The 26,744-nt window shown below is 58.7% G+C and carries 19 protein-coding genes; 7 read left to right on the top strand and 12 right to left on the bottom strand.

Translation table 11 applies throughout. The annotated features are described in order from the left end of the window. Positions 1–37 precede the first annotated feature (37 nt). From PI739_RS18880 to PI739_RS18850, 7 genes are all read right to left on the bottom strand, one after another. Positions 38–1,051, bottom strand: a complete 1,014-nt coding sequence (locus PI739_RS18880; RefSeq protein WP_271352096.1) for an ABC transporter ATP-binding protein — start codon at positions 1,049–1,051, stop codon at positions 38–40. Further along, positions 1,041–2,054 carry an ABC transporter ATP-binding protein gene (locus tag PI739_RS18875; RefSeq protein WP_054081441.1) on the bottom strand — a complete coding sequence of 338 codons (1,014 nt, stop codon included), beginning with the start codon at positions 2,052–2,054 and terminating at the stop codon, positions 1,041–1,043. Before PI739_RS18875 ends, PI739_RS18880 begins: the two co-directional genes overlap by 11 nt. Next, on the bottom strand, positions 2,051–2,971 hold the full coding sequence (locus tag PI739_RS18870; RefSeq protein ID WP_058417146.1) for an ABC transporter permease: 921 nt from the start codon (positions 2,969–2,971) through the stop codon (positions 2,051–2,053). Before PI739_RS18870 ends, PI739_RS18875 begins: the two co-directional genes overlap by 4 nt. After that, on the bottom strand, positions 2,968–3,942 hold the full coding sequence (locus PI739_RS18865) for an ABC transporter permease (protein ID WP_003369562.1): 975 nt from the start codon (positions 3,940–3,942) through the stop codon (positions 2,968–2,970). The genes PI739_RS18870 and PI739_RS18865 overlap by 4 nt, the downstream gene beginning before the upstream one ends. Further along, complete coding sequence (locus PI739_RS18860; RefSeq protein ID WP_058396949.1) at positions 3,939–5,399, bottom strand: NAD(P)-binding domain-containing protein; 1,461 nt, start codon at positions 5,397–5,399, stop codon at positions 3,939–3,941. Before PI739_RS18860 ends, PI739_RS18865 begins: the two co-directional genes overlap by 4 nt. 316 nt (positions 5,400–5,715) lie before the next feature. Beyond that, on the bottom strand, positions 5,716–6,666 hold the full coding sequence (locus tag PI739_RS18855) for a LysR family transcriptional regulator (protein WP_271352095.1): 951 nt from the start codon (positions 6,664–6,666) through the stop codon (positions 5,716–5,718). Positions 6,667–6,773: 107 nt separating this feature from the next. After that, positions 6,774–7,829 carry a GGDEF domain-containing protein gene (locus PI739_RS18850; protein ID WP_054081446.1) on the bottom strand — a complete coding sequence of 352 codons (1,056 nt, stop codon included), beginning with the start codon at positions 7,827–7,829 and terminating at the stop codon, positions 6,774–6,776. A 403-nt stretch (positions 7,830–8,232) separates the two neighbouring features. On the opposite strand from PI739_RS18850, the gene yghX reads away from it, so the two are divergent. Then, positions 8,233–9,120, top strand: a complete 888-nt coding sequence (yghX, locus tag PI739_RS18845) for a YghX family hydrolase (RefSeq protein WP_054081447.1) — start codon at positions 8,233–8,235, stop codon at positions 9,118–9,120. Between the two features lie 145 nt (positions 9,121–9,265). On the opposite strand, the gene ydiJ is transcribed toward yghX, so the two are convergent. Further along, positions 9,266–12,313, bottom strand: coding sequence for a D-2-hydroxyglutarate dehydrogenase YdiJ (gene ydiJ / locus PI739_RS18840; RefSeq protein ID WP_054081448.1), 3,048 nt, complete (start codon positions 12,311–12,313; stop codon positions 9,266–9,268). 151 nt (positions 12,314–12,464) lie between these two features. Between ydiJ and PI739_RS18835 the strand changes: the two genes are divergently transcribed. The 4 genes from PI739_RS18835 (at position 12,465) to PI739_RS18820 (ending at position 17,061) form a co-directional block, all read left to right on the top strand. After that, positions 12,465–13,370, top strand: coding sequence for a LysR substrate-binding domain-containing protein (locus PI739_RS18835; protein ID WP_080377368.1), 906 nt, complete (start codon positions 12,465–12,467; stop codon positions 13,368–13,370). Positions 13,371–13,394: 24 nt separating this feature from the next. Beyond that, entirely contained in the window at positions 13,395–14,306 is a 912-nt protein-coding gene (locus tag PI739_RS18830; RefSeq protein ID WP_054081450.1) for a LysR substrate-binding domain-containing protein, read from the top strand. A gap of 188 nt (positions 14,307–14,494) precedes the next feature. Beyond that, the gene (locus PI739_RS18825) at positions 14,495–15,805 is read left to right on the top strand and encodes an MFS transporter (protein ID WP_054081451.1); all 1,311 of its coding nucleotides are present in this window, start codon (positions 14,495–14,497) and stop codon (positions 15,803–15,805) included. Beyond that, positions 15,802–17,061 carry a metal-dependent hydrolase family protein gene (locus PI739_RS18820; RefSeq protein WP_003434059.1) on the top strand — a complete coding sequence of 420 codons (1,260 nt, stop codon included), beginning with the start codon at positions 15,802–15,804 and terminating at the stop codon, positions 17,059–17,061. Before PI739_RS18825 ends, PI739_RS18820 begins: the two co-directional genes overlap by 4 nt. Positions 17,062–17,068: 7 nt before the next feature. Here the strand turns inward: PI739_RS18820 and PI739_RS18815 are convergent, their stop codons facing one another. Both PI739_RS18815 and PI739_RS18810 read right to left on the bottom strand, forming a co-directional pair. Further along, complete coding sequence (locus tag PI739_RS18815) at positions 17,069–17,971, bottom strand: polysaccharide deacetylase family protein (RefSeq protein ID WP_003434061.1); 903 nt, start codon at positions 17,969–17,971, stop codon at positions 17,069–17,071. Continuing rightward, entirely contained in the window at positions 17,968–19,116 is a 1,149-nt protein-coding gene (locus PI739_RS18810) for a GNAT family N-acetyltransferase/peptidase C39 family protein (RefSeq protein WP_003434063.1), read from the bottom strand. Before PI739_RS18810 ends, PI739_RS18815 begins: the two co-directional genes overlap by 4 nt. 93 nt (positions 19,117–19,209) lie before the next feature. Here PI739_RS18810 and PI739_RS18805 point away from each other — a divergent pair, with 93 nt between their 5' ends. Together PI739_RS18805 and PI739_RS18800 are read left to right on the top strand one after the other, a co-directional pair. Beyond that, on the top strand, positions 19,210–20,796 hold the full coding sequence (locus tag PI739_RS18805) for a RimK family alpha-L-glutamate ligase (protein ID WP_003369538.1): 1,587 nt from the start codon (positions 19,210–19,212) through the stop codon (positions 20,794–20,796). A gap of 4 nt (positions 20,797–20,800) precedes the next feature. After that, the gene (locus PI739_RS18800; RefSeq protein WP_054081452.1) at positions 20,801–21,730 is read left to right on the top strand and encodes a magnesium transporter CorA family protein; all 930 of its coding nucleotides are present in this window, start codon (positions 20,801–20,803) and stop codon (positions 21,728–21,730) included. 4 nt (positions 21,731–21,734) lie between these two features. Here PI739_RS18800 and PI739_RS18795 read toward each other — a convergent pair whose 3' ends face one another. Both PI739_RS18795 and PI739_RS18790 read right to left on the bottom strand, forming a co-directional pair. After that, positions 21,735–22,586, bottom strand: a complete 852-nt coding sequence (locus PI739_RS18795) for an urea carboxylase-associated family protein (RefSeq protein WP_271352094.1) — start codon at positions 22,584–22,586, stop codon at positions 21,735–21,737. Between the two features lie 105 nt (positions 22,587–22,691). Further along, complete coding sequence (locus PI739_RS18790; protein WP_230081987.1) at positions 22,692–26,663, bottom strand: NACHT domain-containing antiphage protein EruA; 3,972 nt, start codon at positions 26,661–26,663, stop codon at positions 22,692–22,694. Between the last annotated feature and the right edge of the window lie 81 nt (positions 26,664–26,744).

Here is a 26,744-nt window from a genome sequence, read left to right as displayed (position 1 = left end):
ACGCAATGGCAGAAGGTGACGGGTTTGAGGTGCCCGTTCAGCGTTGGTCATTCAGGTGACAGGCGCTCTGGTGATTCGGCGAAACCTCCCGCAGCGCTGGAACTTCCTCGCGACAGCGCGCCATGGCGTGCGGGCAGCGAGGGTGGAAATGACACCCGGCAGGCGGGTTAAGCGGGCTGGGGATTTCCCCTTGGATCGCGTCATAACGGGTACTGCGAATATCGAAGCGCGGGATCTGCGCCAGCAAAGCCTGGGTGTACGGGTGATTGGCCCGCGCGAACAGGTCATCGACCGATGCTGTCTCGACCACACGACCCAGGTACATCACGACGACGCGGTCGCAGAGGTGCTCGACGACGCCCAGGTCATGGCTGATAAACAGATAGGTCAGGCCCAGTTCGTCGCGCAGGTCCATGAACAGATTGAGGATCTGCGCCTGAATCGACACGTCCAGCGCCGCCACCGACTCGTCGCACACCAGCAGTTCCGGTTGCACCGCCAGCGCACGGGCAATCCCGATGCGCTGACGCTGGCCACCGCTGAACTGATGCGGATAGCGCTGACGCAATTGCGGGCTGAGCCCGGCACGCTGCAATTGCGCACTGACGTAATCATCTGCGCCCCTGCGGTCGGTCAAGCCGTGCAACAGCGCACCTTCGCCAACGATCCGGTCGACCCGCAGACGCGGGTTGAGGCTCGAAGACGGGTCCTGAAAAATCATCTGCACTTTCAGGCGCAGCGCCTTGCGCTCACGTGTGGTCAGGCTGTCCAGCGGCCTGCCGTCCACCGACGTGGTGCCTGAAGAGACCGGCAGCAGCCCGGCAACCATGCGCCCCAGGGTCGATTTGCCACAGCCTGACTCGCCCACCAGCCCGACCACTTCACCGCGCATGATGCGCAGATCGACACGATCCACCGCATGGGTCAGCGGTTTTGCACGGGTAAGGTGCAGCCGTTGCAGGAGCCCCTGAAGGGAGCGCTTATCCACGGCTTTGCCGAAGGTCTTGCTGACCTGATGCAGCTCGATAAGGGGAATCTGATCACTGGGCATCGGCCGCTCCTGGGTGAAAACAGCGAACCATCTGGCCCGGTCGTGCCTCGTGGGGTTGAGGCTCCTGCGCACAGACCTGCGAGGCTCTGGGGCAACGCGCCGCGAAAGCACAACCGACCGGCATCGACAGCAGGTCGGGTGCCATGCCCGGGATCTGCCGCAGGCGCTGACCGCGCTGGTTGCGACTTGGCAGGCTGTCGATCAGCCCTTGTGTGTAGGGGTGTTGCGGGCGATCCAGTACATCGGCGACCGAACCCTGCTCGACGATGCGTCCGGCGTACATCACCGCCACATCGTCAGCCAGCCCCGCGATCACGGAAAGATCATGGGTGATCCAGATCAGCGAGGTGCCCTGCTCGCGCACCAGCTTCTGCACTTCACTGAGAATCTGCGCCTGAATCGTCACATCCAGCGCCGTGGTCGGCTCATCGGCAATGATCAGGTCCGGCGCATGCAGCAGCGCGATGGCAATCGCCACCCGCTGGCGCATACCGCCAGACAACTGATGCGGATAGGCGCGCAGACGTTCTTCCGGGCTGGCGATGCCCATCAGCGCCAGCGTGCGGCTGGCATGTTCGCGGGCCTCGCGCTTGCTCAGCGGGCTGTGCGCACGTACGGCCTCGATCATTTGCGTGTCGACCCGCAGCACCGGATTGAGGGTCATCATCGGGTCCTGAAAGATCATCGCTACCCGGTTGCCCTGAATGTCACGCAGTTGCGAGGCAGACAGTCTGGTCAGATCGCGCCCCTTGAACAGCACCTGGCCGCCGCTGATGCGCCCAGGTTCATCGACAAGACCGAGGATCGAAAAGCCGGTGACCGACTTGCCCGAACCGGACTCACCCACCAGGCCCAGAATGCGTCCCGGCTGTACCCGCAGCGAAACGTTGCGCACCGCTGGCAGCACACCGGCGCGGGTATGAAACGAAGTGCACAGGTCGCGCACATCCAGGGTCGGCTGTTGGGCTGCGTCAGGTGCAGGCGACATTTCAGACACGCTCATCGCTGTAACCTCGGGTTCAGGACATCGCGCAAACGGTCACCGACCAGATTGATCGCAACGATAGTGATCAACAGCGCCAGGCCCGGAAACAGGCTGATCCAGTATTCATTGCTGAGCATGTATTGAAAGCCGTTGGCAATCAGCAGCCCCAGAGACGGCTCGGTGACCGGTACGCCCAGGCCGAGAAACGACAGGGTTGCTTCGAGCGTGATGGCGCGGGCGATCTGCAAGGCGCCGATCACGATCAGCGGTGGCAGGCAATTGGGCAAAATGTGGCCAACCACAATACGCAGCGGCCCCACGCCCTGCCCGCGCGCCGCATCGACGTATTCACGGCGGCTTTCGGTCAGCGCCTGACCGCGTGCGGTGCGCGCGTAATAGGCCCATTCAAGCATTATCAGAGTCAGCATCACGTTGCCGACGCCCTTGCCCAGCCAGGCAAGAATCATCAGCGCCATGAGAATCACCGGGAACGACAGCAGCAGGTCGACCAGACGCATCAGCAAAGCATCGAGCCAACCGCCGACATACGCAGACACCAGCCCGAGCAGCGTACCGATCACTGCCGCAATCAACGCCGAGCCAATGCCTACCCACAGACTGATGCGCAGGCCATAGATAATCGCCGAGACCAGATCGCGGCCCTGCCCGTCGGTACCCAGCCAATAGATGTAACCGCTGTCCCCATTGAGGCTGCCAGGCGGCATGCGCGCGTCCATGACGTTGAGCTGCATCAGGTCGTAGGGGTTCTGCACCACAATCCACGGCGCCAGGGCTGCAACCAGCACAATGAGCAGCAGGACCACCAGGCCCGTCACCGCAGTGGGCGAGCTGAAGAACTCGGTCAGCACTCGTCGCCAGGGTGACTGGGCCTGCAACAGCGTGCTGCCGATCGGGGCTTTTTCAATGACATTCATCGGGAGGCCTCGATGCGTACACGTGGGTCCAGCAAGTAATACAAGCCGTCGACGATCAGGTTGAGCACCACGAAAATCACCACGACCACCATCAGGTAAGCGACCACCACCGGGCGGTCAAGCATGTTGATGCTGTCGAGAATCAGCTTGCCGGCACCCGGCCAGGCGAAAATGCTTTCAGTCACCACGGCATAGGCGATGGTCGAGCCCAGTTCCATTGCCAGCACCGTCACCACCGGAATCATGGTGTTGCGCATGACGTGCATGCACATCACGCGCATCGGTGACAGGCCCTTGGCGCGGGCGAATTTGACAAATTCCTGAGGCAACACTTCGCGCACACCGGCTCGGGTCAGGCGCAGCACCAGGGAAATCTTGAACAACGCCAGGTTCAGCGCTGGCAACAGCAGGTGCTGCAAGCCGTCCAACGTCAGCCATGACCATTGCACGCCCAGCCACTCACGGGTCTCGCCCCGGCCGCTGGCCGGTAGCCAGCCCAAGGTGATGGAGAAGAGCATGATCATCATCAATGCGACCCAGAAGGCTGGTAGCGAGAAGCCGACAATGCTGGCGGCCATCATCAGCCGGGACAGCGGATGCTCGGGGTACATGCCGGCAAACATTCCCAGCGGCACACCGATGACCACTGCCAGAAACAGGGCACTGAACGCCAGTTCGAAGGTTGCAGGCAAACGCTGCAGAATCAGGCGCATGGCGTCCTCGTGATACACGAAGCTTTGCCCCAGATTGCCGTGAACCGCACCCTTAAGAAAAATCAGGTACTGCTGCCACAGCGGCTGGTCCAGCCCCAAATGCGCGATGGCCTGCAGACGCTCGGCCTGATTGAGGTCTTCACCCACCAGAATGTCCATCGGGTTGCCGATGGCATTGAGGCCGACGAACACCACCAGCGTCATCAACAGGATGACCAGCAATGATTGAGTCAGCCGACGCAGCGCCCAGCCGATCATTGGCGCAGCTCTGCAGCGCCTGGCTGGCTGGCGACCCACTCATCGCCCAGCAGCTCTGGCTCGGCGTAATCGAGCATGGTGTCGAAATGCAGGGCGATGTCCTCGTTGAACAACTGCCCGACCAGGGCATGGGCCAGACGTTTGGAGCCCTCGCTGATAGCAGGAATGTCACCGGACACCGCGCCGTAGCTCAATGCTGCTGGATAACTGAAGCAGTGAATGTGGTTCAGCCCCGGGCAGGCGCCTGGGGTCTTCTCCTGAAATTCGAAGCAGTTGCCCAGATCCGGCAGCGCAGCCAGTTCGGCATCGGTTTCGCCGCTCGGTGCCTGGAAGCGATCCTGCCAGACGCGGATCTGCGCAGAGAATGGCGCAAATTCCGGGCGCTGCCGGAAGTCGGTGCGAAACCCGGTGGCAAACACCACGAAATCTGCTTCGATACGGGCCTTCGGCGTATTCAGCCAGACGCCTCCAGCAGCGCTCTCCTCGACGGAAAGCACCGGACTGTCGAGCATGAACCGCGCCTTGCCGGAAGCGGACACTCTGAGGGTACTGCCGCGCGGCGGTGGGACCTGCTGGGTATTGAGGTAGTGGCGAATGCGCCATTTCCAGACGTCGGGCAGGCGCCAGTAGCCATGGACCATGCCGGGATTGCCGACGCCCTTGCCTTTGTTGATGCGCGGCAGCTCGGCACGCCGGATCAGCAGATCGACCCGCGTTGCGCCAGCCTCCAGCGCCGTGGCAGCGCTGTCCATCGCCGAGGCGCCACCGCCGATGACCGCAACGCGTCTGCCGGCGAACCAGCTGTCCTGCAAACCCGCCGCCGAGTGTGTCCACAAGTGCTGCGGCAACTGCCGGGCAAAATCCGGCACCCAAGGACCACCCAGACCGTCCCGACCCGTGGCGAGCACCACATGGCGGGCCAGCAGGAATTGCGTCTGCACCGGCGTGACGACATCCAGCTCAATCAGACCGTCCGTTCTGGGCGCTACCCGGCTTATGCGGTGCTCATTGCGTACGTCCAGGGCCAGCACCTTGCGATACCAGCGCAGGTACTCGGCCCATTGCAGACGTGGAATCTTGTCCAGCAACGCCCAGCCGTCGACGCCGAATTGCGCTTCGTACCAGGCGCGAAATGTCAGCGCTGGCAAGCCCAGCGCCGGCCCGGTCAACTGCTTTGGCGAGCGCAGGGTCTCCATCCGTGCGGTGGTGGCCCAGGGGCCTTCGAAACCTGCTGGTGACTGATCGAAAATGACCGCCGCTACGCCGAGGTTGCGCAGCTCTGCGGACAGCGCAAGACCGGCCATGCCTCCACCGATGATCGCTACGTCGAGCACGGCCTGCCCTGCGCTGATCCTGGGCTTGACCCATGGCTTGGCGGGCAGATCCAGCCAGGCCAGATCCTGCTGCAAGCGAGCTTCCAGAGCGGCCAGGCCAGTGGGTGCGTTCACATCGGACATTGATCGGTACTCGAAAAAATGATCGGGCTACAAGCTCGAGCCTTGATTCAAAGCACTTCAAGAATCATTCCAATATTGTTTTAAATGAATTCTTAAAGCCTTTGAATGCTTAATTCGAATAGTAAAAGCCGATTTTTATTCTCGCAACGCGCAAAAAAGCATATTTATATTCCCAAATGGAATTTGAGCGAGCTTTGCGTGCCGAGAAACAAGGCGTTACGGAGGCTATTCATGGACGCGCTGCGTCCGGCTTTCAGTCTTGTGCGACGACAGGCGTTATCAGCAAGCGGGCTTTAATGCCGTCTGCATGGCCCGCTCACTCGGCATAAATGCTTTGTAACAGGGCATCGTGCGCGCTGGCTTCGTGCATGATCATTTCCGGCAGCAGGATTTTTGCGCTGTCGGCAATTTCATCGATCAGCGCGCTCGCCACATCCGACAGCGGGCTGGCGAAGGCTGAAATCAGCCCGAAGAAAAACGGAATGTTGCAGGCGATCGGTCTGACGACCAGGCCTTGTACCGGCACCCCCAGCGCTGTGAACGGATCGACCAGTGCAACGCCCAGCCCGACCCTGGCCATCTGCATGGCAATCAGCGACGTATTGGTGTCCAGCATGCGCGGCGGCTGACCACCCGCCTCCTGAAACGCCTTGTCGATGCGTCGACGAAAGCGATACGGGTTGGCCATGGTGATCAGCGTTTGCTGACGCAGCAGGTCCATCGACAGCACCTCATGAGCGGCCAGCGCCGAATCGGCTGGCAATACCGCCACACAAGGCGCCTCGCCGATCCAGTGAATTTCCAGACCACGATGCTCCAGCGGCAGGCTGACCGCGCCCAGGTCCATGGTTTTCGACAGGACAGCCTGAACCACGTTCTCCGGAGACATGCTCTGCAGCTGAATCTGTTGCGGACGCAGGTGCGCGGGCAGGCGCGACAATGCAGCAGGCAGCAGGCCAGCCGCCAGGGCCGAGATCGCCACCAGCTTGATCTGATGGTTCTCGTCCTGGGCAATGTGCTGCGCGCGCTGGCGGATGTTGCGCACCCCCAGCAGCGCACTCTCCACTTCGCCATACATCATGAATGCCTTGTGGGTAGGCGTGACCTTTGGCCCGCTGCGCTCGAACAACGCAAAGCCCAGTTCCTGCTCGAGCTCCTGAATGGCCCGGGTGACCGAGGGCTGAGATCGGCCGAGCATTTTCCCTGCCGCCGTGACACTGCCTGCCGACATGACTGCCGCGAAGGCTTCGAGCTGACGCAAATCCATAAGCATGCCTTGATCGATACACTGCCGATGAGAAAGCACGACGCTGTGCTCCCCGGTTCAAAGCGCGAAAGTCTACACGCTGGTAGCGCCTGACGTGAGCCAGCACCTCATCCGGCGATCATTACCCGGTTTCGGCCCTGCTGTTTGCCCATGTACAGCGACGTGTCGGCGCGATTGAGGGCCAACTGAAACGCCTCGCCCGTGGCGATGGTCGCCACAGCGACTGTGGCGCTGACGGCGATAATGCGCTCGTTGATCAGACCGGCCTCTTCGGCGATACGCCGCCAGATACGTTCTGCCGCGCGCAGTGCGTCTTCGGGCGTAGTGTCAGGCATGAGCACCAAAAATTCCTCGCCGCCCCAGCGCGCTGCCATATCACTGCTGCGCACGCTCGAACCGATGATCTCGGCGACCCGTTGCAGAACCACATCGCCGGTTTCATGCCCGTGGATATCATTGATCTGTTTGAAATGATCGATGTCGAGCAGGATCAACGAAGCCGACAGCCCCTGCCGTCGGCCTTCCAGCTCGCGTATGCGATGCAGCACTCGTCTGCGCGTATAAAGATTGGTCAGGCTGTCGCGGTTGGCGATATGAAACAGGCTCAGTTGCATCGACGAGGTGAAACGTACCGACAGTGCAGTGGCGTAAATCGACAGAGTGGTCGCAGAGAGTACGTTGACGATACCGAACGCATCGAGCACGTTCTGGCTGAGACCGGATCCCTGCCCCGTGTATCGGCGAAAGGCAAAGCAGCCCACCAGCGACAGCAGAATCGCCACGCTGTAGGCAATGCGTCTGATGACGTTCAGTTGAAACGTGAAGGCAATGACGGGAATCACGCAGAATATGTAGAAACTGAAGTTGCTTTCCCAGCCCAGCTGCCACGTCGCGAGCACGGCATGGCCGATGATCTCCAGGCACATCAGTTGTCCGGCTTGTCGATGCCGACGCCTGCGGATCAAGTAGATGCAGTTGACGTAAACCAGTGTGCTGACGATGTTCGCCATCCACATGATCTTCATGCCCAACCCCAGGAACACTGTCAGCCACACACAGTGAATGCCCAGAGCGACATAAACGATCGGGGTGATGTGTTTCCAGAACTGGATAGCCGTGTCCTTGAACAGCTGGGTGCGGTCTTCCGTCGGAAGGCTCATCATCACGTTATCTCGAAATGCAGGTGGAATATGACCATCAGCGTAGGGGCGAGATCATGATGTATTGTCGGCCTGAACCGACGCCGCTTTATACAGCGACTGGATAATATATTTGTCTGCAGCGCCCGAACCCCGTGAATGCCGGAAGGACTCAAATGGACATCATTGAGACCGTGTAGTGCAATCCCGTGCCTGACTTTTTCATAGTCAGCTGGCCGTCGGCAGCGTCCGGCAATATGCAGTGAGCTTGCACTCCGGGCGGCGTATGGCGGTTTTTCGTCGCTTTACGGTAGCGATCCTGATGCTCCGGAAATACTATCGGGAGCGGACCTTGTGTTGATCACGTATTGCTCATCAGCCCGCCAAGATGCAGGCAGCCCTGAATGATTCGGAAGGAAGCTTACCGATGGAACGTCTCACCGCAAAAGACTTTGCTCCTGAACTGCTTGAGCTTTATGACTACTACGCACACGGCAGGATCAATCGGCGCGAGTTTCTCGATCGTGCAGCGCTGTTCACCTTTGGCGGCCTGACCGCCAGTGCGCTGCTTGCCTCGCTGAGCCCCAACTATGCGCTGGCCGAACAGGTGGAATTCACCGACCCGGACATCATTGCCGAGTATGTCTCCTATCCTTCGCCCAAGGGGCATGGTCAGGTTCGCGGCTATCTGGTACATCCGGCCAAAGCCGCCGGAAAAGTACCCGCAGTGGTTGTGGCACACGAGAATCGCGGCTTGAACCCTTACATCGAAGACGTGGCGCGCCGCGTTGCCAAAGCCGGTTTCATTGCGTTGGCACCTGACGGGCTGTCGTCGGTCGGCGGCTATCCGGGCAACGATGACAAGGGCCGTGAGCTGCAGCAGACGGTCAACCCGGAAAAGCTCATGAACGACTTCTTTGCCGCCATCGAGTGGCTGATGAAGCATGACGCGACCACCGGCAAGGTCGGCATCACCGGTTTCTGCTACGGCGGCGGTGTGGCCAATGCCGCGGCGGTTGCGTACCCGGAGCTGGGCGCTGCGGTGTCGTTCTACGGGCGTCAGCCCAATGCCGAAGACGTGGTGAAGATCAAGGCGCCGGTGATGATTCACTACGGCGAACTGGATACCCGCATCAACGAAGGCTGGCCGGCCTATGAAAAAGCCTTGAAAGCTGCGGGCAAGACGTACGAAACGTACATTTATCCGGGCGCCAATCATGGTTTCCACAACGACTCCACCCCACGTTACGACGAAGCCGCGGCCAAACTGGCCTGGGACCGCACATTGGGATGGTTCAACAAGTACCTGGTCTAAGTTCTGGCCGAACGGCGCGGCACAGATCTGTGACGCGCAGCATCACGCAAGGCATTCCCACGCAGGAGCGTGAGGAACGATAGTCCTGTAACTATCGTGCCCATGCTCCGCGCGGGCATGCCGTTCTGGACGCTCTGCGTCCTCTCTATAGTGCCCTCACCCGTTCCAGCAGTACCTGTAGTGGATGCTGCACCACTTTTCCATCCTGGCGCTTGACCTGGCTGCGGCATGAGTAGCCATCGGCGACCAGTCGACCTTCACCGCCATGCCGCGCCACCAGTGGCTGCCAGGACTGACGATAGATGATGTCGCTGGTTTTCGCGTTTCGGGTTTCATGCCCATAGGTGCCGGACATGCCGCAGCAGCCGCTGGCCAGCACTTCCAGCTTGAGCCCGGCACGGGCGAAGGCTTTCTGCCAGAGGCCGACACTGGCGGGCTCGTTGGTCTTTTCAGTGCAATGCGGCAGGAAGTAGTACGTCTCTTCCGATGCCCCATCACGACCTTCCTCGACCGTGGACGCCAGCCATTCCTGCGGCAGCATGACCTCGGGTACATTCTCGCTGCCCAGCGTCTTGCTGTACTCCTGGCGGTAAACCAGGGTCATGGCCGGGTCCAGACCGATCAGCGGGATGCCGTACCCGGCCAGCTTGCCCAGCGACTGGCTGTTGAAACCGGCAGCCTTCTCGAACGCCTGCAGAAAACCCTGCACCTGCAGCGGCTTGCCATTGGGCGCAAACGGTGCGAGGTAGACCTGATAACCGAGACGCGAAATCAGCTCCAGCCAGTCTGCCGCCAACGGGGTTTCGAAGTATCGGGTGAATGCATCCTGAACCAGCACCACCGTGCGCTTGCGCTCCTCCTCGCTCAACGCGGCCAGGCGCTGCGGCGTAGCGATGCCGACATTCCAGCGAGCGCAGGCCGCGCGGAAGTCGGTCAGGCTCAATAACGGGCTGTCGACCATGCCTGCCACATGCTCAAGCAGGTAACGCACCAGCCTTGCGCCCATGATCGCGTTATACAGCTTCGGAAAGCGCGCCAGGTGCGGGATGCTGAACTCCAGCGAGCCAATCAGGTAATCCTTGATCGGGCGCAGGTAGCGGCTGTGGTACAGCTCGAGAAAGCGCGAACGGAACTCGGGCACGTTGACCTTCACCGGGCACTGTCCCGCGCAGGACTTGCAGGCCAGGCAACCGGCCATGGCGTCGTAGACTTCATGGGAGAAATCCTTCTGCCCCGCAACTCTGGCGACGCTGTTGACGGTTCTCTCGGCAAGACTTTTCAGCACATTGGCACTGCGCGCCCTGGCGCTGGCGGTGAGGACATTGACGTCCTGCTCGCCTTGCAGACGCAGCCATTCCCTGACCAGCGAAGCGCGGCCCTTGGGTGAGTGAATACGGTCACGGGTGGCTTTCCACGACGGGCACATGGCATCGTCGGTGTCATAGTTGTAACAGGCGCCGTTGCCATTGCAGTGCAGCGCGCTGTCGTAGCTTTGCCAGACGCGTTCATCGATCGTGCGATCCAGGTCACCACGCAACGTCACTTCATCCACCAGCGTCAAGCGTGATTCCGGCACCGTCGCAGGCGTGGCGATCTTGCCGGGGTTGAGCTGGTTGAACGGGTCGCAGGCGGCTTTGAGGGCCTGCAATGCGGGATATAACTCGCCGAAATATTCAGGCACGTATTGCGAACGCAAGCCCTTGCCATGCTCGCCCCAGAGCAGCCCGCCATAGCGTTTAGTCAGCGCGGCGACGGCGTCGGAGATTGGCCGAATCAACGCCGCCTGCGCGGGGTCCTTCATGTCTAGAATCGGTCGCACGTGGAGCACGCCGGCATCCACATGGCCAAACATGCCGTATTGCAGCCCGTAGCTGTCCAGCAGCGCACGGAACTCCTGAATGTAGTCGGCGAGATTTTCCGGAGGCACGGCAGTGTCTTCGACGAACGGCTGCGGCCTCGCTTCACCCTTGACGTTGCCGAGCAGCCCCACCGAGCGCTTGCGCATGGTGTAGACGCGGTTCACCGCTGCACTGCCAGCCGCCAACGTGTGGCCGAGGCGCACCACCGATGTGTCAGTCTGCAAGTGCGCAACGAACGCATGAACGCGCTGTTCCACCTCACTCAACTCATCGCCGCTGAATTCGATCAGGTTGATGCCCAGCGTCGGCGTCGCAGGGTCCTGGGGGAAATACTCGGCGACGCCATGCCAGACGATATCCTGCATGGCCAGCATCAGCACCTTGGAGTCCACGGTCTCGATGGACAGCGGTTTGTGCGCCATCAGCGCCTTGGCGTCCCGCAGGGCGTCCATGAAACCGGCATAGCGAACATTGACCAGAATCGAATGTTTGGGGATCGGCAGGACGTTGAGTCGGGCCTCGACGATAAACCCCAGTGAACCTTCGGAACCGCAAAGTACGCTGTTGAGGTTGAAACGCCCGTCTTCCTCGCGCAAGTGCGCCAGATCGTAGCCGGTCAGGCAGCGGTTAAGCGGCGGAAAGACATCCTTGATCAGTTGTGCCTGCGTATCGGCGATCTGCTGCGCGCAACGATAAACGTCGCCCGCGCGGTCGACGCGTGCCTGCTCGCTGGCCAGTTGTTCGACATTCAGCGCATGGCTGTTGACGTACGAACCGCCCAGCAACACCGTGGACAGCTCAAGGACGTGGTCACGGGTCTTGCCGTAGGTGCAACTGCCCTGCCCGCTGGCATCGGTGTTGATCATGCCGCCAATCGTGGCGCGGTTGGAAGTCGACAGTTCCGGCGCGAAAAACAGCCCGTGCGGCTTGAGCGCGGCATTGAGCTGGTCCTTGACCACACCGGTCTGCACGCGCACCCAACGTTCCTCGACGTTGATCTCAAGAATAGCGTTCATGTGCCGCGACAGGTCGACCACCACGCCGTCGGTCAGCGACTGCCCGTTGGTCCCGGTGCCGCCGCCACGCGGGGTCAACACCACCTGTTTGTGCTCGGGCCGCGCCGCCAGCCGGGCGACGATTGCGACGTCATGGCTGTCCATCGGGAACACGGCAGCCTGCGGCAGGCGCTGGTAGATGGAGTTGTCAGTGGCCAGCACTGTGCGCGCACCGTGGTCACGGGCTATTTCGCCACGAAAGCCGCCCTCCGCCAGGGCATTGAGGAAACGGTCATAGTGACCGACCTGCTCGGAAGTCGGTTTCAACAGCGCAATCATGGGTGGTGTTCCTCGCTAGGCGTTTTATATGCAAAGCACGTATGCTTCGAAACGCTCGAATGCATGGCGTTATCAACGGTTAGCGTGATTCTCCGGCCTGTCATGCTTCAGTGCAAACGTAAAACCTGCCGTTTTTCCATGAGCTTTATGAATGAACACCCGAAGACTGACGCCCTCCATGTCGCTGCTGCTTGCCTTCGAGGCGGCCGCCCGGCATGGCAGCTTCACCAAGGCCGCAGATGAACTGGCCCTGACCCAGAGCGCCGTCAGCCGGCAGGTGCAGGCGCTGGAGGCACAACTGGAAGTCGAGTTGTTCAAGCGCGATGGCAGACGCATCGAGCTGACCACCGCAGGCGCGCTGTATCAGCATGAGCTGGCTGCCGCGCTGGGCCGCATCCGCAGTGCGACCCTGCAAACCATCGCGCACAAGGCCGAAGGCGGCACACTGCATCTGGCCGTGCTGCCCACCTTCGGCTCGAAGTGGCTGTTGCCACGCATGAATGACTTTTACACCCGGCATCCGGGCTATGTGGTGCACATCCATTCACGCATCGTGCATGCCGACCTGACGCCCGCGGCCAGCGAAATGAACGCGATCATCTGTGCCGGCAACGGCAACTGGCCCGGTTACCTCGCTCATCCGCTGGTCAGTGAAAAACTGGTGGTCATTGCCAGCCCGGCAGCCCTTGCCGGCTACCAGTCGATGACTCCGGCGCAGGTGGCCCAGCATGCGTTGCTGAGCGTCGTGTCGCGGCCCAATGCCTGGTCGGACTGGTTCGACAGTAATCGGCTGGACCACCACATCATGCGCCCCGGCCCGAGTTTCGAACTGACCTCGCACCTGATCCAGGCCGTCGCGGCCGGCATTGGTATCGCACTGGTGCCGCGCATTCTGGTGCAGGACGAAATCCACAGCGGCGAACTGGTCACCCTGTTCGAGCCTCTGGACAGCGGACGCAATTACTATCTGGCCTACGCCACGCGCTTTCAGAACCTGCCCTCGCTATGTGTGTTCAGGGACTGGCTGCTGGCGACGCCGTTTCCCGACCCTTTGTAAAACCTGCCCGCAACAGGAGCCACTGTGCGTATCGAGCCCCTTCCGCCGCTGCAGAACCTGATCGCTTTCGAAGCTGCCGTCCGGCATGGCAGCTTCACGCGTGCCGCCACCGAACTGAACCTGACTCAGAGCGCGATCAGCCGTCAGGTCGCGCAACTGGAGGAATTTCTCGGCCGCGCGCTGTTTCGTCGCGAGCACAAGCGCATTCATCTAACAGTCGCCGGGCAGATTTACGCCGAGCAGATCCAGCGCGTACTGACCCTGTGCGCCGAGGCCACCGCACAGGTGATCACTCACAGCGGTGATCAGCAACTGACCCTGGCCTGCTCCAGTGGCGTGGCGGCCTTGTGGCTGGGGCCTTTGCTGGGACGTTATCGCGATGCCTTTCCGGCCGTGGATATCCGACTGCGCGTGGTCGATGGGCTGGATTCGCTGATTCGCGCCGAATTCGATCTGGCGCTGTATTTTCTGCGTGAAGTCTCACCGGCAGGTCTCGACAGCCGTCTGCTGTTCGCCGAATCGGTCAACGCCTATTGCTCGCCCGACTACCTCGGCGGGCGCCTGCTGGAGCCCGCGCAACTGCTGGATCATTGCCTGCTGATGCTCGAAGACGGCCAGCGTCAATGGCTGTCCTGGGGTGACTGGTTCGGCCGCCAGGGTGTCGATGCCTCGCTGATCCGCAAGCGCATGACCGTGAACCTGTATCCGGTGCTGGTCGATCTGGCGGTCGCCGGGCATGGCATCGTGCTCGGCTGGCAGCCGATGATCGACCGCCACCTACAGTCCGGCGCGCTGGTGCCCGCGTGCCGCAAAAGCGTCGGCGCGGTAGGCGGCTATTATCTGCTGACACCCAACGACAAGACGCCTCGGCGTGCCGCGCGTGCCTTCGAGAAATGGCTGGCAGACGAAATAGCCACACTGGCTCCACCGCTCTGAATCCTGCATGCGTTTGGCGCATGCAAATCTGCGTAATAAGCGTTTTGTTAAAATCGGCCCAGCGCCTACTCTCGACTGAAACGGGCAAAAAGACCTGACTCGGCCGCACTCACACACACCCTGCCCCTCAATCAATGCAACCGATGCAGGGGGTTTCCCTGCGTGTATCGCATGCAGGAGCCTATCCAGTGAGCACATCACAATCCTCTGCTTCACGCCCCCATGAACAAAAGGCACGCCGCGCGGTGGTTGCCACGGTCATCGGCAATGGCCTTGAATGGTTTGACTTCACGGTCTACAGCTTCTTCTCGGTGATCATCGCCAAGGTGTTCTTCCCCACCGGCAGCGAACTGACCTCTTATCTGCTGGCGCTGGCGACCTTCGGGGTCGGCTTCTTCATGCGTCCGGTGGGTGGCATTGTGCTGGGCATCTACAGCGACAAGCGCGGGCGCAAGGCGGCATTGTCGCTGACCATCCTGCTGATGGCGCTGGGGACACTGATCATCGGACTGACACCCGGCTTTGCGCAGATCGGCTATCTGGCACCCCTGCTGATTGTCCTGGCGCGTCTGCTGCAAGGCTTCTCTGCCGGTGGCGAGATGGGCAGCGCCACGGCGTTTCTCACCGAGCATGCGCCTGAGGGCAAAAAAGCCTTCTACTCCAGCTGGATTCAGGCCAGCATCGGCGTCGCGGTACTGCTGGGTTCCGCGCTGGGCGCGGTGCTGTCCAGTTACCTTACCCAGGCACAGCTCGAAAGCTGGGGCTGGCGGGTGCCGTTTCTGATCGGCACGCTGATCGGGCCGGTCGGCTTCTATATTCGCAGCCGGGTTGACGAGACACCTGCCTACAAGGCTGCAAAACCGGTCGAATCGCCGCTGCGCGAAGTGATCAAGACCTACCCGCGACAGACCCTGATCAGCTTTTCGCTGGTCGTGCTGTGGACCGTCTGCACCTATGCCATCCTGTTTTACATCCCCTCCTACGCCCAGCGCGTGCTCGGCCTGCCGTCATGGATGGGCTTCAGCGCCGGCATGCTGGGCGGCGCGGTACTGATCGTCGCCACACCGATTGTCGGCGCTCTGGCCGACCGCAGCGGGCATCGCCCGTGGCTGCTGGGCTCGGCCATTGCCATCTTCCTCAGCGCCTACCCGATGTTTCTGTTCATCAACCAGATGCCGGGGCTGTTTTCACTGTTGATCTTCGAGCTGGTGCTCGGCCTGCTGATTTCCGCTTACATCGGCTCGATCCTCGCAGCCTTCGGTGAATTGCTGCCAACCCACGTGCTGTCCACTGGGCTTTCGGTGGCCTACAACTTCGCCGTCACGATCTTCGGCGGGTTTGCCACCTTTACCATCACCTGGCTGATTGCCTCGACCGGCAGCAACCTGGCACCGGCCTTTTACATCATGTTCGCCGCCATCGTCAGCGGTATTGGCGCACTGCTTTATCGCGACCGTGCGCCCGCGGCTCACCCCCCCTTGTCTGGAGCTTACCAATGAGTACCACTGAACCCACACGCCTGATCCTGCGCAACGGCCGCCTGCTGGACGTGCAACGCGGGCAATTGATTTCGGGCCAGGAGGTCGTGATCGAGGGTGAGCGCATTGTCGAAGTACGTGCCGAGGGTGAACCGGCCCCGGCTGGCGCTCAGGTCATCGATCTGGGTGGCAGAACACTGATGCCCGGCCTGATCGACTGCCATGTGCACGTGCTGGCTTCCAACGCCAATCTGGGCATGAACGCCTTGCAACCCAACGCAATCATCATGTACCGCGCCTTGCCGATTCTGGCGGCGATGCTCGACCGTGGTTTTACCACCGTGCGCGATGCCGGGGGCGCTGACTGGGCACTGGCCCGTTCGATTCAGATGGGGCTGATTCCCGGCCCGCGCATCTTCGCATCGGGCAAGGCACTGTCGCAGACCGGCGGCCATGGCGACATGCGCGCACGCGGCGAATTGCTGCTCAACGAGCCCTGCTCCTGTTGCTTCCGCGCCGGGGCCATCGCCCGCGTGGTGGATGGCGTCGACAACGTGCGCCTGGCGGTACGCGAGGAGCTGCAGCAAGGCGCCAACCAGATCAAGATCATGGCCTCGGGCGGAGTGTCCTCGCCAACCGACCCGATTGCCAACACCCAATACAGCGAAGCTGAAATCCGCGCCATCGTCGACGAGGCCGCCGCCGCGAACACCTACGTCATGGCGCATGCCTACACCGCTCGGGCGATTCGCCGTGCCATCGAGTGCGGTGTCAGAACCATCGAACATGGCAACCTGGTCGATGCCGACACCGCGCGGCTGATGGCCGAAAGAGGCGCATTTGCGGTGCCCACCCAGGTCACTTACGAAATGCTCGCTGAATACGGCGAACGCTTCGGGCTGCCGGCTGACTCGGTCGCCAAAATCGAGGATGTGCGTCAGGCCGGGCGCAATGCCCTGCTGCTGTTCGCCGAAGCGGGTGTACCGATGGGCTATGGCTCGGATTTGCTGGGGGAAATGCATGAGTACCAGACTCATGAATTGAAGATTCGCGCCGAACTGCTGGGTAATCTGGCAGCGCTGCGCAGTGCCACAAGCGTGGCAGCGCAGATCCTTCAGCGCGAAGGCGAACTGGGCTGTATCGCCGCCGGCGCGATCGCCGATCTGCTGGTGGTGGATGGCGACCCGCTGAGCGATATCAGTTGCCTGGTCGGTCAGGGCAAACACTTGGCAATGATTGTCCAGGGCGGTCATGTGCGCAAGAACACCCTGGTCTGACGCCTGGTCAGTGCGCGTTGTGGTCCCAGATCCAGTTCCACACACCGGGCAAGCTGACAGGCTCGCCCGCCTCCTTGACCGTCCTGGCCAGTGCTGCGCGCTGCAACTGCGCACTGTCGTCGTAGAACGGCTTGTCGGCGAGCCTTACGCCAGTCTGCCCGGCACTGTCGACCAGAATCTGCAGGTACTCCCGCGCATGCCGCGCGGTGTAGCGGTTCAGGTCGTGGAAGGTCACCACCACCGGAATCACGCCATCCACCGCAGGCAGCTCTCCGGCGGCAATGCGTTCGCGCACCTGCGAGAGCTGGCTGACCATGTTGGAACGGCGGCGCAGGCTGAAGTTATAGCCCCAGATCTTGCCGTCATTGGCACTCAGGTCAGTGAGCAGTACCTGCAGATGGTGGCGCTGATAGGCGCTGAACGTGCGTTTGTCGTAGTTCCAGAACGGCGGACGCAGCAAGGTGGTCGGCACACCGGTGATAGAGGCGATGATCGCGCAGCCCTGGGTCAGGGATTGCTCCAGTTCCTCATCGCTCAGTGAACGGTGGTTGGTGTGGTGCGGCGTGGCGGTGTGAAAGCCCAGCAGGTGCCCTTCTTCATGCTGACGGCGCATGATCGCCCGGCCCTGATCACTGTTACCCGCACCGGTTGCGCCGGTCTGCACGAAGAACACCGCCTTGATGCCCGGCTGCAGCGGATTGTCGGCCAGGCTATCGAGCACGGTGATGCTGGGGTTGTAGAACGTCGAGGCGCTCGGGCCATCGTCGAAGGTCAGCAGAAAGCGCACCGGTGGCTGTTGCTGCAGCTGCGCGGCGGTTTTCGCGGTCAGCGGGATCGGCGCGCTGATGCAGGCCGACAGGCTTGCAGCGATGGCCAGTACGCAAAAAGCCTTGAGCACGAACTTAATCACGATGGGGAATCCTGTGGCCGGTCTGCTGAAGCGCCCGCATCATCATCCACAGGCGCGGCAAACACAATCACTGCCGCCCGAAGTTTATCGGCACCGAAACAACTCATGCGATTGAAGTCGGCATGGCTTACCGGCATATGTTGGCAGTCAATGGCTTGCCGATGCAGGCTGTGATCAATATCGGGATCGTGCAGGTAGACGAAATCGCTGTCGCAATCGGTGACCATCACCCAGTGCGGTGCCTTGGAACGGGTCAGGCGGTAACTGCTGATCAGCACCAGCGGCTTGCCGCCCTCGGCCAGTAAGCGCGGCAGGTTCAATGAGCGGTTGGGCAGCGTCTCTACACCGCAGGTTCGCAGCTCATGACAGAACTGCTCATGAACCAGGCGAATCACCTGTTTCTTGTTGTCGCTGCGCACGCCGCCCAGAAACAGCGGGCCCGAGACCGACACCAGCAACTTCACGGCAAAGCCCCGTCGCCGAGCAGCCAGCGCCAGCCCCTGAGGACTGCAGCCGCCGTGGCCGGAGGTCATAAACACGGTGGTCGCCTCGCGCCAGATCTGCAGCTCTTCGGCACGCCCCATCGAACGCGCAGGTTGCAGGGCTTTCATGGCCATCAACAGACAGGCCGGGCCGCAGGTGAACTCCAGAGTCTGCTGGTAGTAAGGCACTGAGCGACTGTCCAGCCGGGCGTGCTCAACGATACGTTTCTCGTAGCGCAAGGCCGGGGCATGGTCCTGGTAATAGTCGTCGACCTGAGCGAAACGCCGGTAACCATTGCGTTCGTACAGCCCGATAGCCGCGTGGTTATCAGGGCGCACCTCAAGGCGCAGGTAAGCGCAGTCGCGGCCCACGGCCTTCTGCTCGGCACGTTGCAACAACTGCTTGCCCAGCCCCTTGCCCCGCGCCGCATCGGCAATCGCCAGCGAATACAAACGCCCCAGCGAGGTGCCCCGATGAAACAGCACCAGCGCATAGCCGGTGAGCTGTCCGGCCTGCTCGGCGACGATCAGGCTGGCATTGGCGCGGCGAATCATCCAGTGAAAGCTGCGCTCGGTCAGACGGTCGCCGTCAAAACACTGGTTCTCCAGAAGCAGCAAATCATCGACATCGGTTTCAACTGCATCTCGAAATATAAAGTCCATCTCCACCGCCGTAAAAGTTGTGTAACGAAACGGGACATTTCAAAAAGCACATGCTTAATAGAAAGGACTTGTTTCCCATCGGATCGATTACACATGTCAGCGGCACAGGTGAAGATGAACGAAGTATCTGCGCAACTTGCGCTTTCAGCAACAACCCGACGAGCAGACCCCACAACACTCTTTGCAGCGCAGAGGCAACTGGTGATTATTGTCGAACGGCTCGAAGACTGGGCATCGTACTTCCCCAGCGAAGACTTGATCAGCGCCCAGGACTATCTGGAAAAACCGCTGAAAGCCACGGCAGGCAAGCGTGTGCAAGTCATCAACCTGTGCCGCAGCTACAAATACTTGGGCCATGGTTATTACTGTTCCCTGCTGGCCGAAGCGCGCCAGCACAATGTCATTCCCTCCGTAAAGACCATCAGCGAATTGACCCGCAAGTCACTCTACGGCCTGGCACTCGATGACCTGGACAAGTTGCTGGAGACCGCACTTGAGGACCATCCCTATGACGACACCGAAGGGTTTACCCTGACACTGTACTTCGGTCAGACCACACTTGAGCCGTTGAAGGATCTCGCCCGTCAATTGTTTGAAGTCTTCCCCTGCCCGATCCTGATGGTGGAGTTTCGCAAGCGCGACAATTGGCACATTGCCGGTATCAAGGCCGGAGCTCTGCCGCGTCTGCGCGAGGATCAGCAGGATGAGTTCGCCACGGCGCTGGAGGGCTTCAGCCGCAACGTCTGGCGCCAGCCCAGTTCGCGGCGCATGGCCCGCTACGACCTGGCGATTCTGCATGATCCGCAGGAACAGCTGCCGCCCTCCAACCCTGAGGCGCTGGCCAATTTCATCCGCGTCGGTCAGCGTCTGGGCATCGATGTCGAGCTGATCGAAAAGAAAGACTACGCCCGACTGGCCGAGTACGACGCGCTGCTGATTCGTGAAACCACCAGCGTTGACAACCACACCTATCGCTTTGCCAAGAAAGCCGAAAGCGAGGGGCTGGTGGTCATGGATGACTCCACCTCGATCCTGCGCTGCACCAATAAGGTGTACCTGACCGACCTGCTCAAAAGCCATGATCTGGGCATGCCGCGAACGGAAATCCTCTACAAGGACCGCCCGGAAGAACTGCAACACGTGGCCACACGCCTGGGTTTCCCGCTGGTATTGAAGATTCCCGATGGCTGTTTTTCCAGAGGCGTGATCAAGGTCAGCACACCCGAGGAAATGCACACGGCAACGACCCAGCTGTTCGAGCACTCGGTATTGCTGCTGGCTCAGGAGTTTTTCTACACCGAGTACGACTGGCGCATCGGTATTCTCAATCGCAAACCGATATTCGCCTGCCAGTACTTCATGTCCAAGGGGCATTGGCAGATCTACAACCACAAGGCGATCGGTGCCGAGGTGATTGGCGAATGCCGCACGCTGGCGGTGCACGAAGCGCCGCGCGCCGTGGTCGAACTGGCGCTCAAGACCGCCAACCTGATTGGTGACGGCTTGTATGGCGTGGACCTGAAACAGTCAGGCGATCACGTGGTGGTGATCGAGGTCAACGACAACCCGAACCTGGATGCCGGCATCGAAGACGCTTATCTGCAGGATGATCTTTACAGCCTGGTGCTGGAAGAGTTCGTACGCCGTCTGGAGCTCAAGCGCCTCGGTCAGGCATGGTGAAACGATGATTCAGGGCCTGAAACTCGACAACAACCAGTTGCTGGCATGTGATCCGCAAAAGGCTCAGGTGCTGTGGTTCAGCAAACCCGATGCCGGGGAACGCAGATTATTGCTGGAGCGATTTCACCTTGATGAGCATGCCGTTGCCTCGGCACTCGACCCGGACGAAATTTCGCGCATCGAGTTTCACCCTGATGCGTTGTTCGTCATCTGGAAACGTCCCGAGAACTATTCGGGCAAGGACAGCTTCTCGTTCGACGTTTCGTCCTTTGGCGTGCTGTTGAGCCGGGACCAGCTGGTGCTGATCTGCGATGACGAGCAACCCTTGAGCGCGCTGGGGGCTCACCGCCCGTTGGACCAGCCGCTGGATATCCTTCTGGAGCTACTGTTCAACAATATTCATCACTATCTGGGCCATTTGAAAGTCATCAAGATGGTCGCCCGGGAATTGCAGCAGAAATTCAACTCTTCCCTGGAAAACCGCCATTTGCTGCAGATGTTCAACCTCAGCGAAAGTCTGGTGTATTACATCAATGCCATCCACAGCAACGGTGCGGTCCTGACGCGTCTGCGCAACCATGCGCAAGGCCGGCAATACGCAGCCGACAGCCTTGCGCTGATCGACGACATGATCATCGAGAACGATCAGTGCTACAAACAGGCCGAGATCTATTCCACGGTGTTCGCCGGGTTGATGGATGCGCGAGGCAATCTGGTCAATAACAGCACCAACACCCTGCTGCGCAAGCTGACCTTGATCAATGTGGTGTTTTTGCCGTTGAACCTGATTGCCGGGATCGGCGGCATGTCGGAATTCAGCATGATGACCGCCCCGCTGCACTGGTGGGTGGCTTACCCGGCACTGCTGCTGGCCATGCTCGGGCTGGGGGCGGCGATGGTCTGGGGGCTGCGCAGAATGGCGCGCGCAGCCTGAGCGGTTATTGCTCCCAATCGGCCTTGGCGATCTGCAGACCATGCAGGCCGTTGTAAGCTGCGCGCTCGGGGGACTGCCAGCCGTCCAGCAGCGACGCGTCGAGGTCGTAGATCTCGACGCCCAGCGGTCGGCAGACGCTCAGCGGGTCCTGCGCATCAGGCCCCCACATCGGTAATGACAGGTCGCCACCCGGACACGTCGACAAGGCGCATAGCAGGTCGATTTCCGCGAAAAACTCCAGATAGTCGCCTTTCTGCGCCGGACAGGCTTTCATGAAATACAGGTCGTCATGGTTCAGGCCGGTGCACTGGAAGATATTCAACACGTCATGCACATCGAATTCGGTCAGCCCGTACGGCAATACTGCGCGGGTCAGGTTCGAATGGCAGTGATGATGAAAGTCTTCGCCGGTCAGCATCTTGTTGACGTAGGGATCACAGCGTGTGCCAAGCAAATCGTGCAGGCGGCCACCATGCTCGTCGATTCCGTAGCTGGCCAGGCTGTCGTCGGTGATGGTGACCAGCGGCCGTAAAAACGGCAGATTCGACCACAGCCGATCGTGGGTGCTGACATGCGCACCCTGCAACTGCCGCGTGCGCGCAGCCCACAGGCGCTCGCGGGGGTCGTTGGCGTTCCAGACATTGAAATCACCCACCTGCGGGCCCACCGGTGTGGTGACCCGAAACACCTGACCGGCCTTGACCTTCCAGGCCCGCCCGGTACGAATCGGTACTTCGAACTGTTCGACGAGGGTGCGTTGCTGCGCATTCGTGCGGATGCGCTCATAAAAGGCAGTGTCCACTTGCAGCGCCGCGCCTTTGCTGACCTGGTAAGCGGCTGGATAGTCTTTGTACATACAGGGCTTCTCGGTGGCAGGATGAAAGTGTTCAACACTGCAAATTGCGGGCCTAATGCCTTTTTTGAAGGTGATGTGCTTGGCCAATCTATTTCCCGAGTGCCCCTAATTGGATACCGTTGAACGTGCCAAATCCAGCACAACCACGGCGACTCTTCCACTACATGCGGAGCTGCTCTCGCCAGCAAGCATATCTCTGAGCTCATCAGGAGTCGTAGGCGACAGCTTTTCCCTCCCGGGGCTGCGCAAGGATTTATTCTTCATTTCCTGCGCCCCAAACCAAAGCACCAGATATATTCCAAAACTATCAGCACGCCAGTCACTGGTATAAAGCGTATCAAGCTGCTGGTCAGCGCTTTTCCAGAGTTGAGCGTGCCACTGCCCCTTTACCTCAATCGGTAAACGAAGTGCACCAGCCGAACAGGTTATATCGACCTCTTTATCGTTAGCCACATGAGTTTCAGGATCATATGAAATATCTGACGATCCTTGACGTAGTATGCCTAAAAGATGGTCGCGACAACGCTCTTCTGCATAAGGATTTCCGCTATCATCATAAAAACCCCGCCAAGACTCGGCATCATCGCTTTTGATTTTTGCTTGCGCTATTAAAAGCTCTTCAATAACAATGGCTTGTAGATCCGGCATGCATGCTGGGAGGTTATCAAGCATGATAGCGGCAATAGCATTCAAGGTTGGCGGTCTATACAAGCTTTCTACAATTTTTCTCGCCTGCTCCGCCACAACAGACTTAATCAATTCAGAGTAGCCATCTGTGCTAGCATCCCTTATACGCGCTAACGCACTCACGCCTTCTTCGTTGCAATAGTTACCTATTCGAGAAATTTGATTAGAAATAAAACTGCTTGCATCCCATGCATTTGAGTTACCTGACGTCGTACCGCTCGGACGCCCAACCATAGGCCATGATGAGCGGAACGTTTCTACAATCCATTCACGTTGCCCCACTGTAAGTGGTGAGATACTAACGTCGTTACTGCTTCGATCGCCGACCCTATCTCGTATATACCAAAAAAGCTCAGGAAGAATCTGCTGCGTCTTGAGATAGATTGCAGTGCTAGAGAAGTCCACTATTAGTCCAATAGCAATCCAATTAAGGCGACGCTCTTCGCTCGCCAAAATCAAACGTTGCCCAAGTAATTCTCTTAAAATTTCAAGTCGACTCGAACGAATCAGCCTTTCAATCAGCTCTATTTCTATACCGCTTACTAAATTTGTAAATCGCTGAAGCCATTCCCCAGCAAACACTGTACTCATTTCCAAGTCTAAGGGGTCGCGCATAAGCCTATATAATCCTTCAGCGTGTTGATTACACTCATGCAACTGTGGTTCATAAAACATTCTCATAGCCTCATTCCATATGCCGCGATCCCGGACGGCAGTCTCGACATACCTAAATAGCTCCGAAACTCCTGCATGGTGATCCACGCGACTATGAAGAAGCTGGAATAATCCAGCCATCAGGCGTTCGTTAGATAAGTCTTCTACACCTATCTTTTTTCTATACCTTTCTGCGAGAGCAGCAATAAGAATATAACCAGTCCCAGAGAATCGGCCGTTAGCATGACTTTGCGCAATCTGTTGTGCAGTGGGCTCTGGAGAGGTAAGCATAAGAAAAGCTTCAAACCCTTCATGTACAGACTCGGCAATCTCATCCCCCAACCATCGACTTACTCGCTCGTGAGCAGGAGCGTCCTCAATATCGTTGTAGAGGTTAAGATAGGCTTGGGCAGGTGCCACGAGTTCCTCTGAAGAACCACGGCGCATTTTTTTGATGCGTGCAGCAAAGTAATTTCGATGCCCAGCATGCGCCGCTAAGCGCTTAGCATCTCGTTGACGATCGTCCTCTAGCTGCTGGATTTGCCATTCAGGCATAATGGGTTCTGCCAGATTTTTTATCCAGCTCATTTCTTCTAAGCTATGTGCCGCAAAAGGAATTGCAAGAGCACGAACCTGCACGCCATTCTGAGAGTCATGCGCAATGAGCTGAATAATATCCCGCCAGCGCCTGTCGCTTTTGTCCAACGGATCAAGAAACCCCAACAAGATAATGAGGTCGGATTCGGAAACTCTGAAACCGCTTGAACGCTCGTATAACTTACAAGCTTGCTGATAGGAACCACGATCACCAGCTAGCTCCAATATCACTAAGCGCTGCACTGCTTGTCGAAAACAATTGTTAACCAAGAGAAACTCATTAAGTTTCTGCCGCGACTCATGTCCATATCCAGCACCACTTCGAAACGGCTCTATCCAACACCAAAGTAACTTTGGATCAGTATTACCAAAAGCAATTCGGCGAGCCACCAAGTGATATACGAAATCAGTTAGTACATCATTACCTGGACGCTCATAATGCTTACCCATTGAGACCGCTAAAACCGCCAAGCTTTCAAGCACACTGTCCAAGCTAGACTCTGGAAGATTTTTTTCCAGAGACATTAGAACACCAACGGTACAACTGCCACTTTTAGCGAAAGTAACAACAAGCTCAGCTATCAAACAACTGTCTATCCATTCGTAACCAATGTCATCAATCAACTCAATAGCCAAACGAACCGACAGCTCATCTTCGAAGCTGCGTAATGACGATAAAATCCCAGACCAAGATAATGCGCACTCTAAATCAACAAGTATTTCTCCCGCAACTTTTCTGCATGCAAAATCGGCTACAGGATCCAAAAAGAGCTTTTTTAAGTCATCCTTTAGCGCCGCTGCAATATTACTATCCCGCACTGCCTCCAACATTAGCAATCGAAGACCAAAGGGTGTTTGAGGGAAAACTATCAGTCGCCTAATCTCCTCTATAAGCACTGGAAATCCAAGGCCGTGCATTGCGTAATGGCGCCAATCTCGAAATCTGGGGTTCTCCATTGCTAATTTTTCTAAAGATCTAATTAGGCATTTTGCTTGATCAACTGTTAGCCCGCTTACATCTCCGTATTCAATCAAACCCATTGGATCTGCAGCAATCACATCTTTGGCCAAAGCTGGATCAAGTGCAAGCCATGCATGAATCCCTCGAAGGCTGGAGGGCACGAGCCCATTTACTTGCAACAACGAAAGAAGACGCCTGCGTTTAGTATGCGTATTAGCCTGTTTAGCCAGCCATTGGGCTCCTAAGTATTCTCCCACCCTGCGGTGAAGATAAGAAAATCGATCAGCCCCCTCGGCTTTGAATAGCCTAGTACCAAGAATCTCTTTTAGTACATCTCCACCCGGCAAGAGTGAGACGTCTGCAAGTTGTAGTTCGCCTTCAGAAGCACTTGCTTCAGAAAGTCGAACGATGGCTTCGCTACCGGTCAAAATCAGGCACGCGAACGCAGCACCTGCGCCGTTGAGGCTGGCATCTCTAGGTAGCTGATTTTGGGCATTGGAGTTCCGATGCTCAATTCGTAAAATCTCAATTGCTTGCTTGAATAGTTCGCCAGTCGTCTCAGGAAGTTTTCTCGAACTAGCAATACGGGCAATCAACTCAAGGGTTTGCGGATTACCAAGCAGTCCTTCTAAGTGACGAAAATTAAAATGCTCAATTATCGACTGAGCGGCTTCTAGCCCCACCGAAGCGCTTAAAAACCTTTCAGAATCATCTTTATCAAAAGCATTCAAGTGCATTTCCAATGTGGTCTTGGGGTATTGTTCTTGAATGGCTTCTAGACTTGTAGCGCCCCGCCAATCTGCCACCCGACAAGAAAGAATAAAGCGAGGGTATTCGAGCTCTCCTAATCGACGCAAAACAAGGTCAACAGAGTCGCCGTCTCTCTGGCTGCTTACCTCATCTAATGCGTCAATGACGATGGTCTGAGCGGTGCCCAAAATCGTTTGAGGATCACGGCGGTTGATGAGTTGCCGGGCAGTGCAAAACGCATATCCGGGATGATCGGCAAGCCACTTAAGTAGATGAGACTTCCCCATGCCAGCCTCGCCAAGGATGACTACCGGCTCTTCTTTTGCCAGGACGTTAGCTTGAGATATATGGGTTCGACCATCTGAGGACTCGTACCAAAGGGTACGCATTACGCTCGGAAGCACTTCCATATTTTCGCGTTCGCTCATGTGGTACTGGAACCTTAATAGGGTCAACCCGGATTAGCAGAGATTAAATGAAGGATGTCATAAACCACCATCATCAAGCGA

The sequence above is a fragment of the Pseudomonas cerasi genome (assembly GCF_027983475.1).
Taxonomy (GTDB): Bacteria; Pseudomonadota; Gammaproteobacteria; order Pseudomonadales; family Pseudomonadaceae; genus Aquipseudomonas; species Aquipseudomonas cerasi.
Note: the sequence above shows the minus strand (reverse complement) of the source record. Positions and strands in the feature narration are given on the sequence as shown.

Coding starts and splice junctions, on each gene's coding strand:
- PI739_RS18880 (WP_271352096.1), bottom strand. CDS start 1,051: ATGCCCAGTGATCAGATTCCCCTTATCGAGCTGCATCAGGTCAGCAAG.
- PI739_RS18875 (WP_054081441.1), bottom strand. CDS start 2,054: ATGAGCGTGTCTGAAATGTCGCCTGCACCTGACGCAGCCCAACAGCCG.
- PI739_RS18870 (WP_058417146.1), bottom strand. CDS start 2,971: ATGAATGTCATTGAAAAAGCCCCGATCGGCAGCACGCTGTTGCAGGCC.
- PI739_RS18865 (WP_003369562.1), bottom strand. CDS start 3,942: ATGATCGGCTGGGCGCTGCGTCGGCTGACTCAATCATTGCTGGTCATC.
- PI739_RS18860 (WP_058396949.1), bottom strand. CDS start 5,399: ATGTCCGATGTGAACGCACCCACTGGCCTGGCCGCTCTGGAAGCTCGC.
- PI739_RS18855 (WP_271352095.1), bottom strand. CDS start 6,666: ATGGATTTGCGTCAGCTCGAAGCCTTCGCGGCAGTCATGTCGGCAGGC.
- PI739_RS18850 (WP_054081446.1), bottom strand. CDS start 7,829: ATGATGAGCCTTCCGACGGAAGACCGCACCCAGCTGTTCAAGGACACG.
- yghX (WP_054081447.1), top strand. CDS start 8,233: ATGGAACGTCTCACCGCAAAAGACTTTGCTCCTGAACTGCTTGAGCTT.
- ydiJ (WP_054081448.1), bottom strand. CDS start 12,313: ATGATTGCGCTGTTGAAACCGACTTCCGAGCAGGTCGGTCACTATGAC.
- PI739_RS18835 (WP_080377368.1), top strand. CDS start 12,465: ATGAACACCCGAAGACTGACGCCCTCCATGTCGCTGCTGCTTGCCTTC.
- PI739_RS18820 (WP_003434059.1), top strand. CDS start 15,802: ATGAGTACCACTGAACCCACACGCCTGATCCTGCGCAACGGCCGCCTG.
- PI739_RS18810 (WP_003434063.1), bottom strand. CDS start 19,116: ATGGACTTTATATTTCGAGATGCAGTTGAAACCGATGTCGATGATTTG.
- PI739_RS18805 (WP_003369538.1), top strand. CDS start 19,210: ATGTCAGCGGCACAGGTGAAGATGAACGAAGTATCTGCGCAACTTGCG.
- PI739_RS18800 (WP_054081452.1), top strand. CDS start 20,801: ATGATTCAGGGCCTGAAACTCGACAACAACCAGTTGCTGGCATGTGAT.
- PI739_RS18795 (WP_271352094.1), bottom strand. CDS start 22,586: ATGTACAAAGACTATCCAGCCGCTTACCAGGTCAGCAAAGGCGCGGCG.
- PI739_RS18790 (WP_230081987.1), bottom strand. CDS start 26,663: ATGAGCGAACGCGAAAATATGGAAGTGCTTCCGAGCGTAATGCGTACC.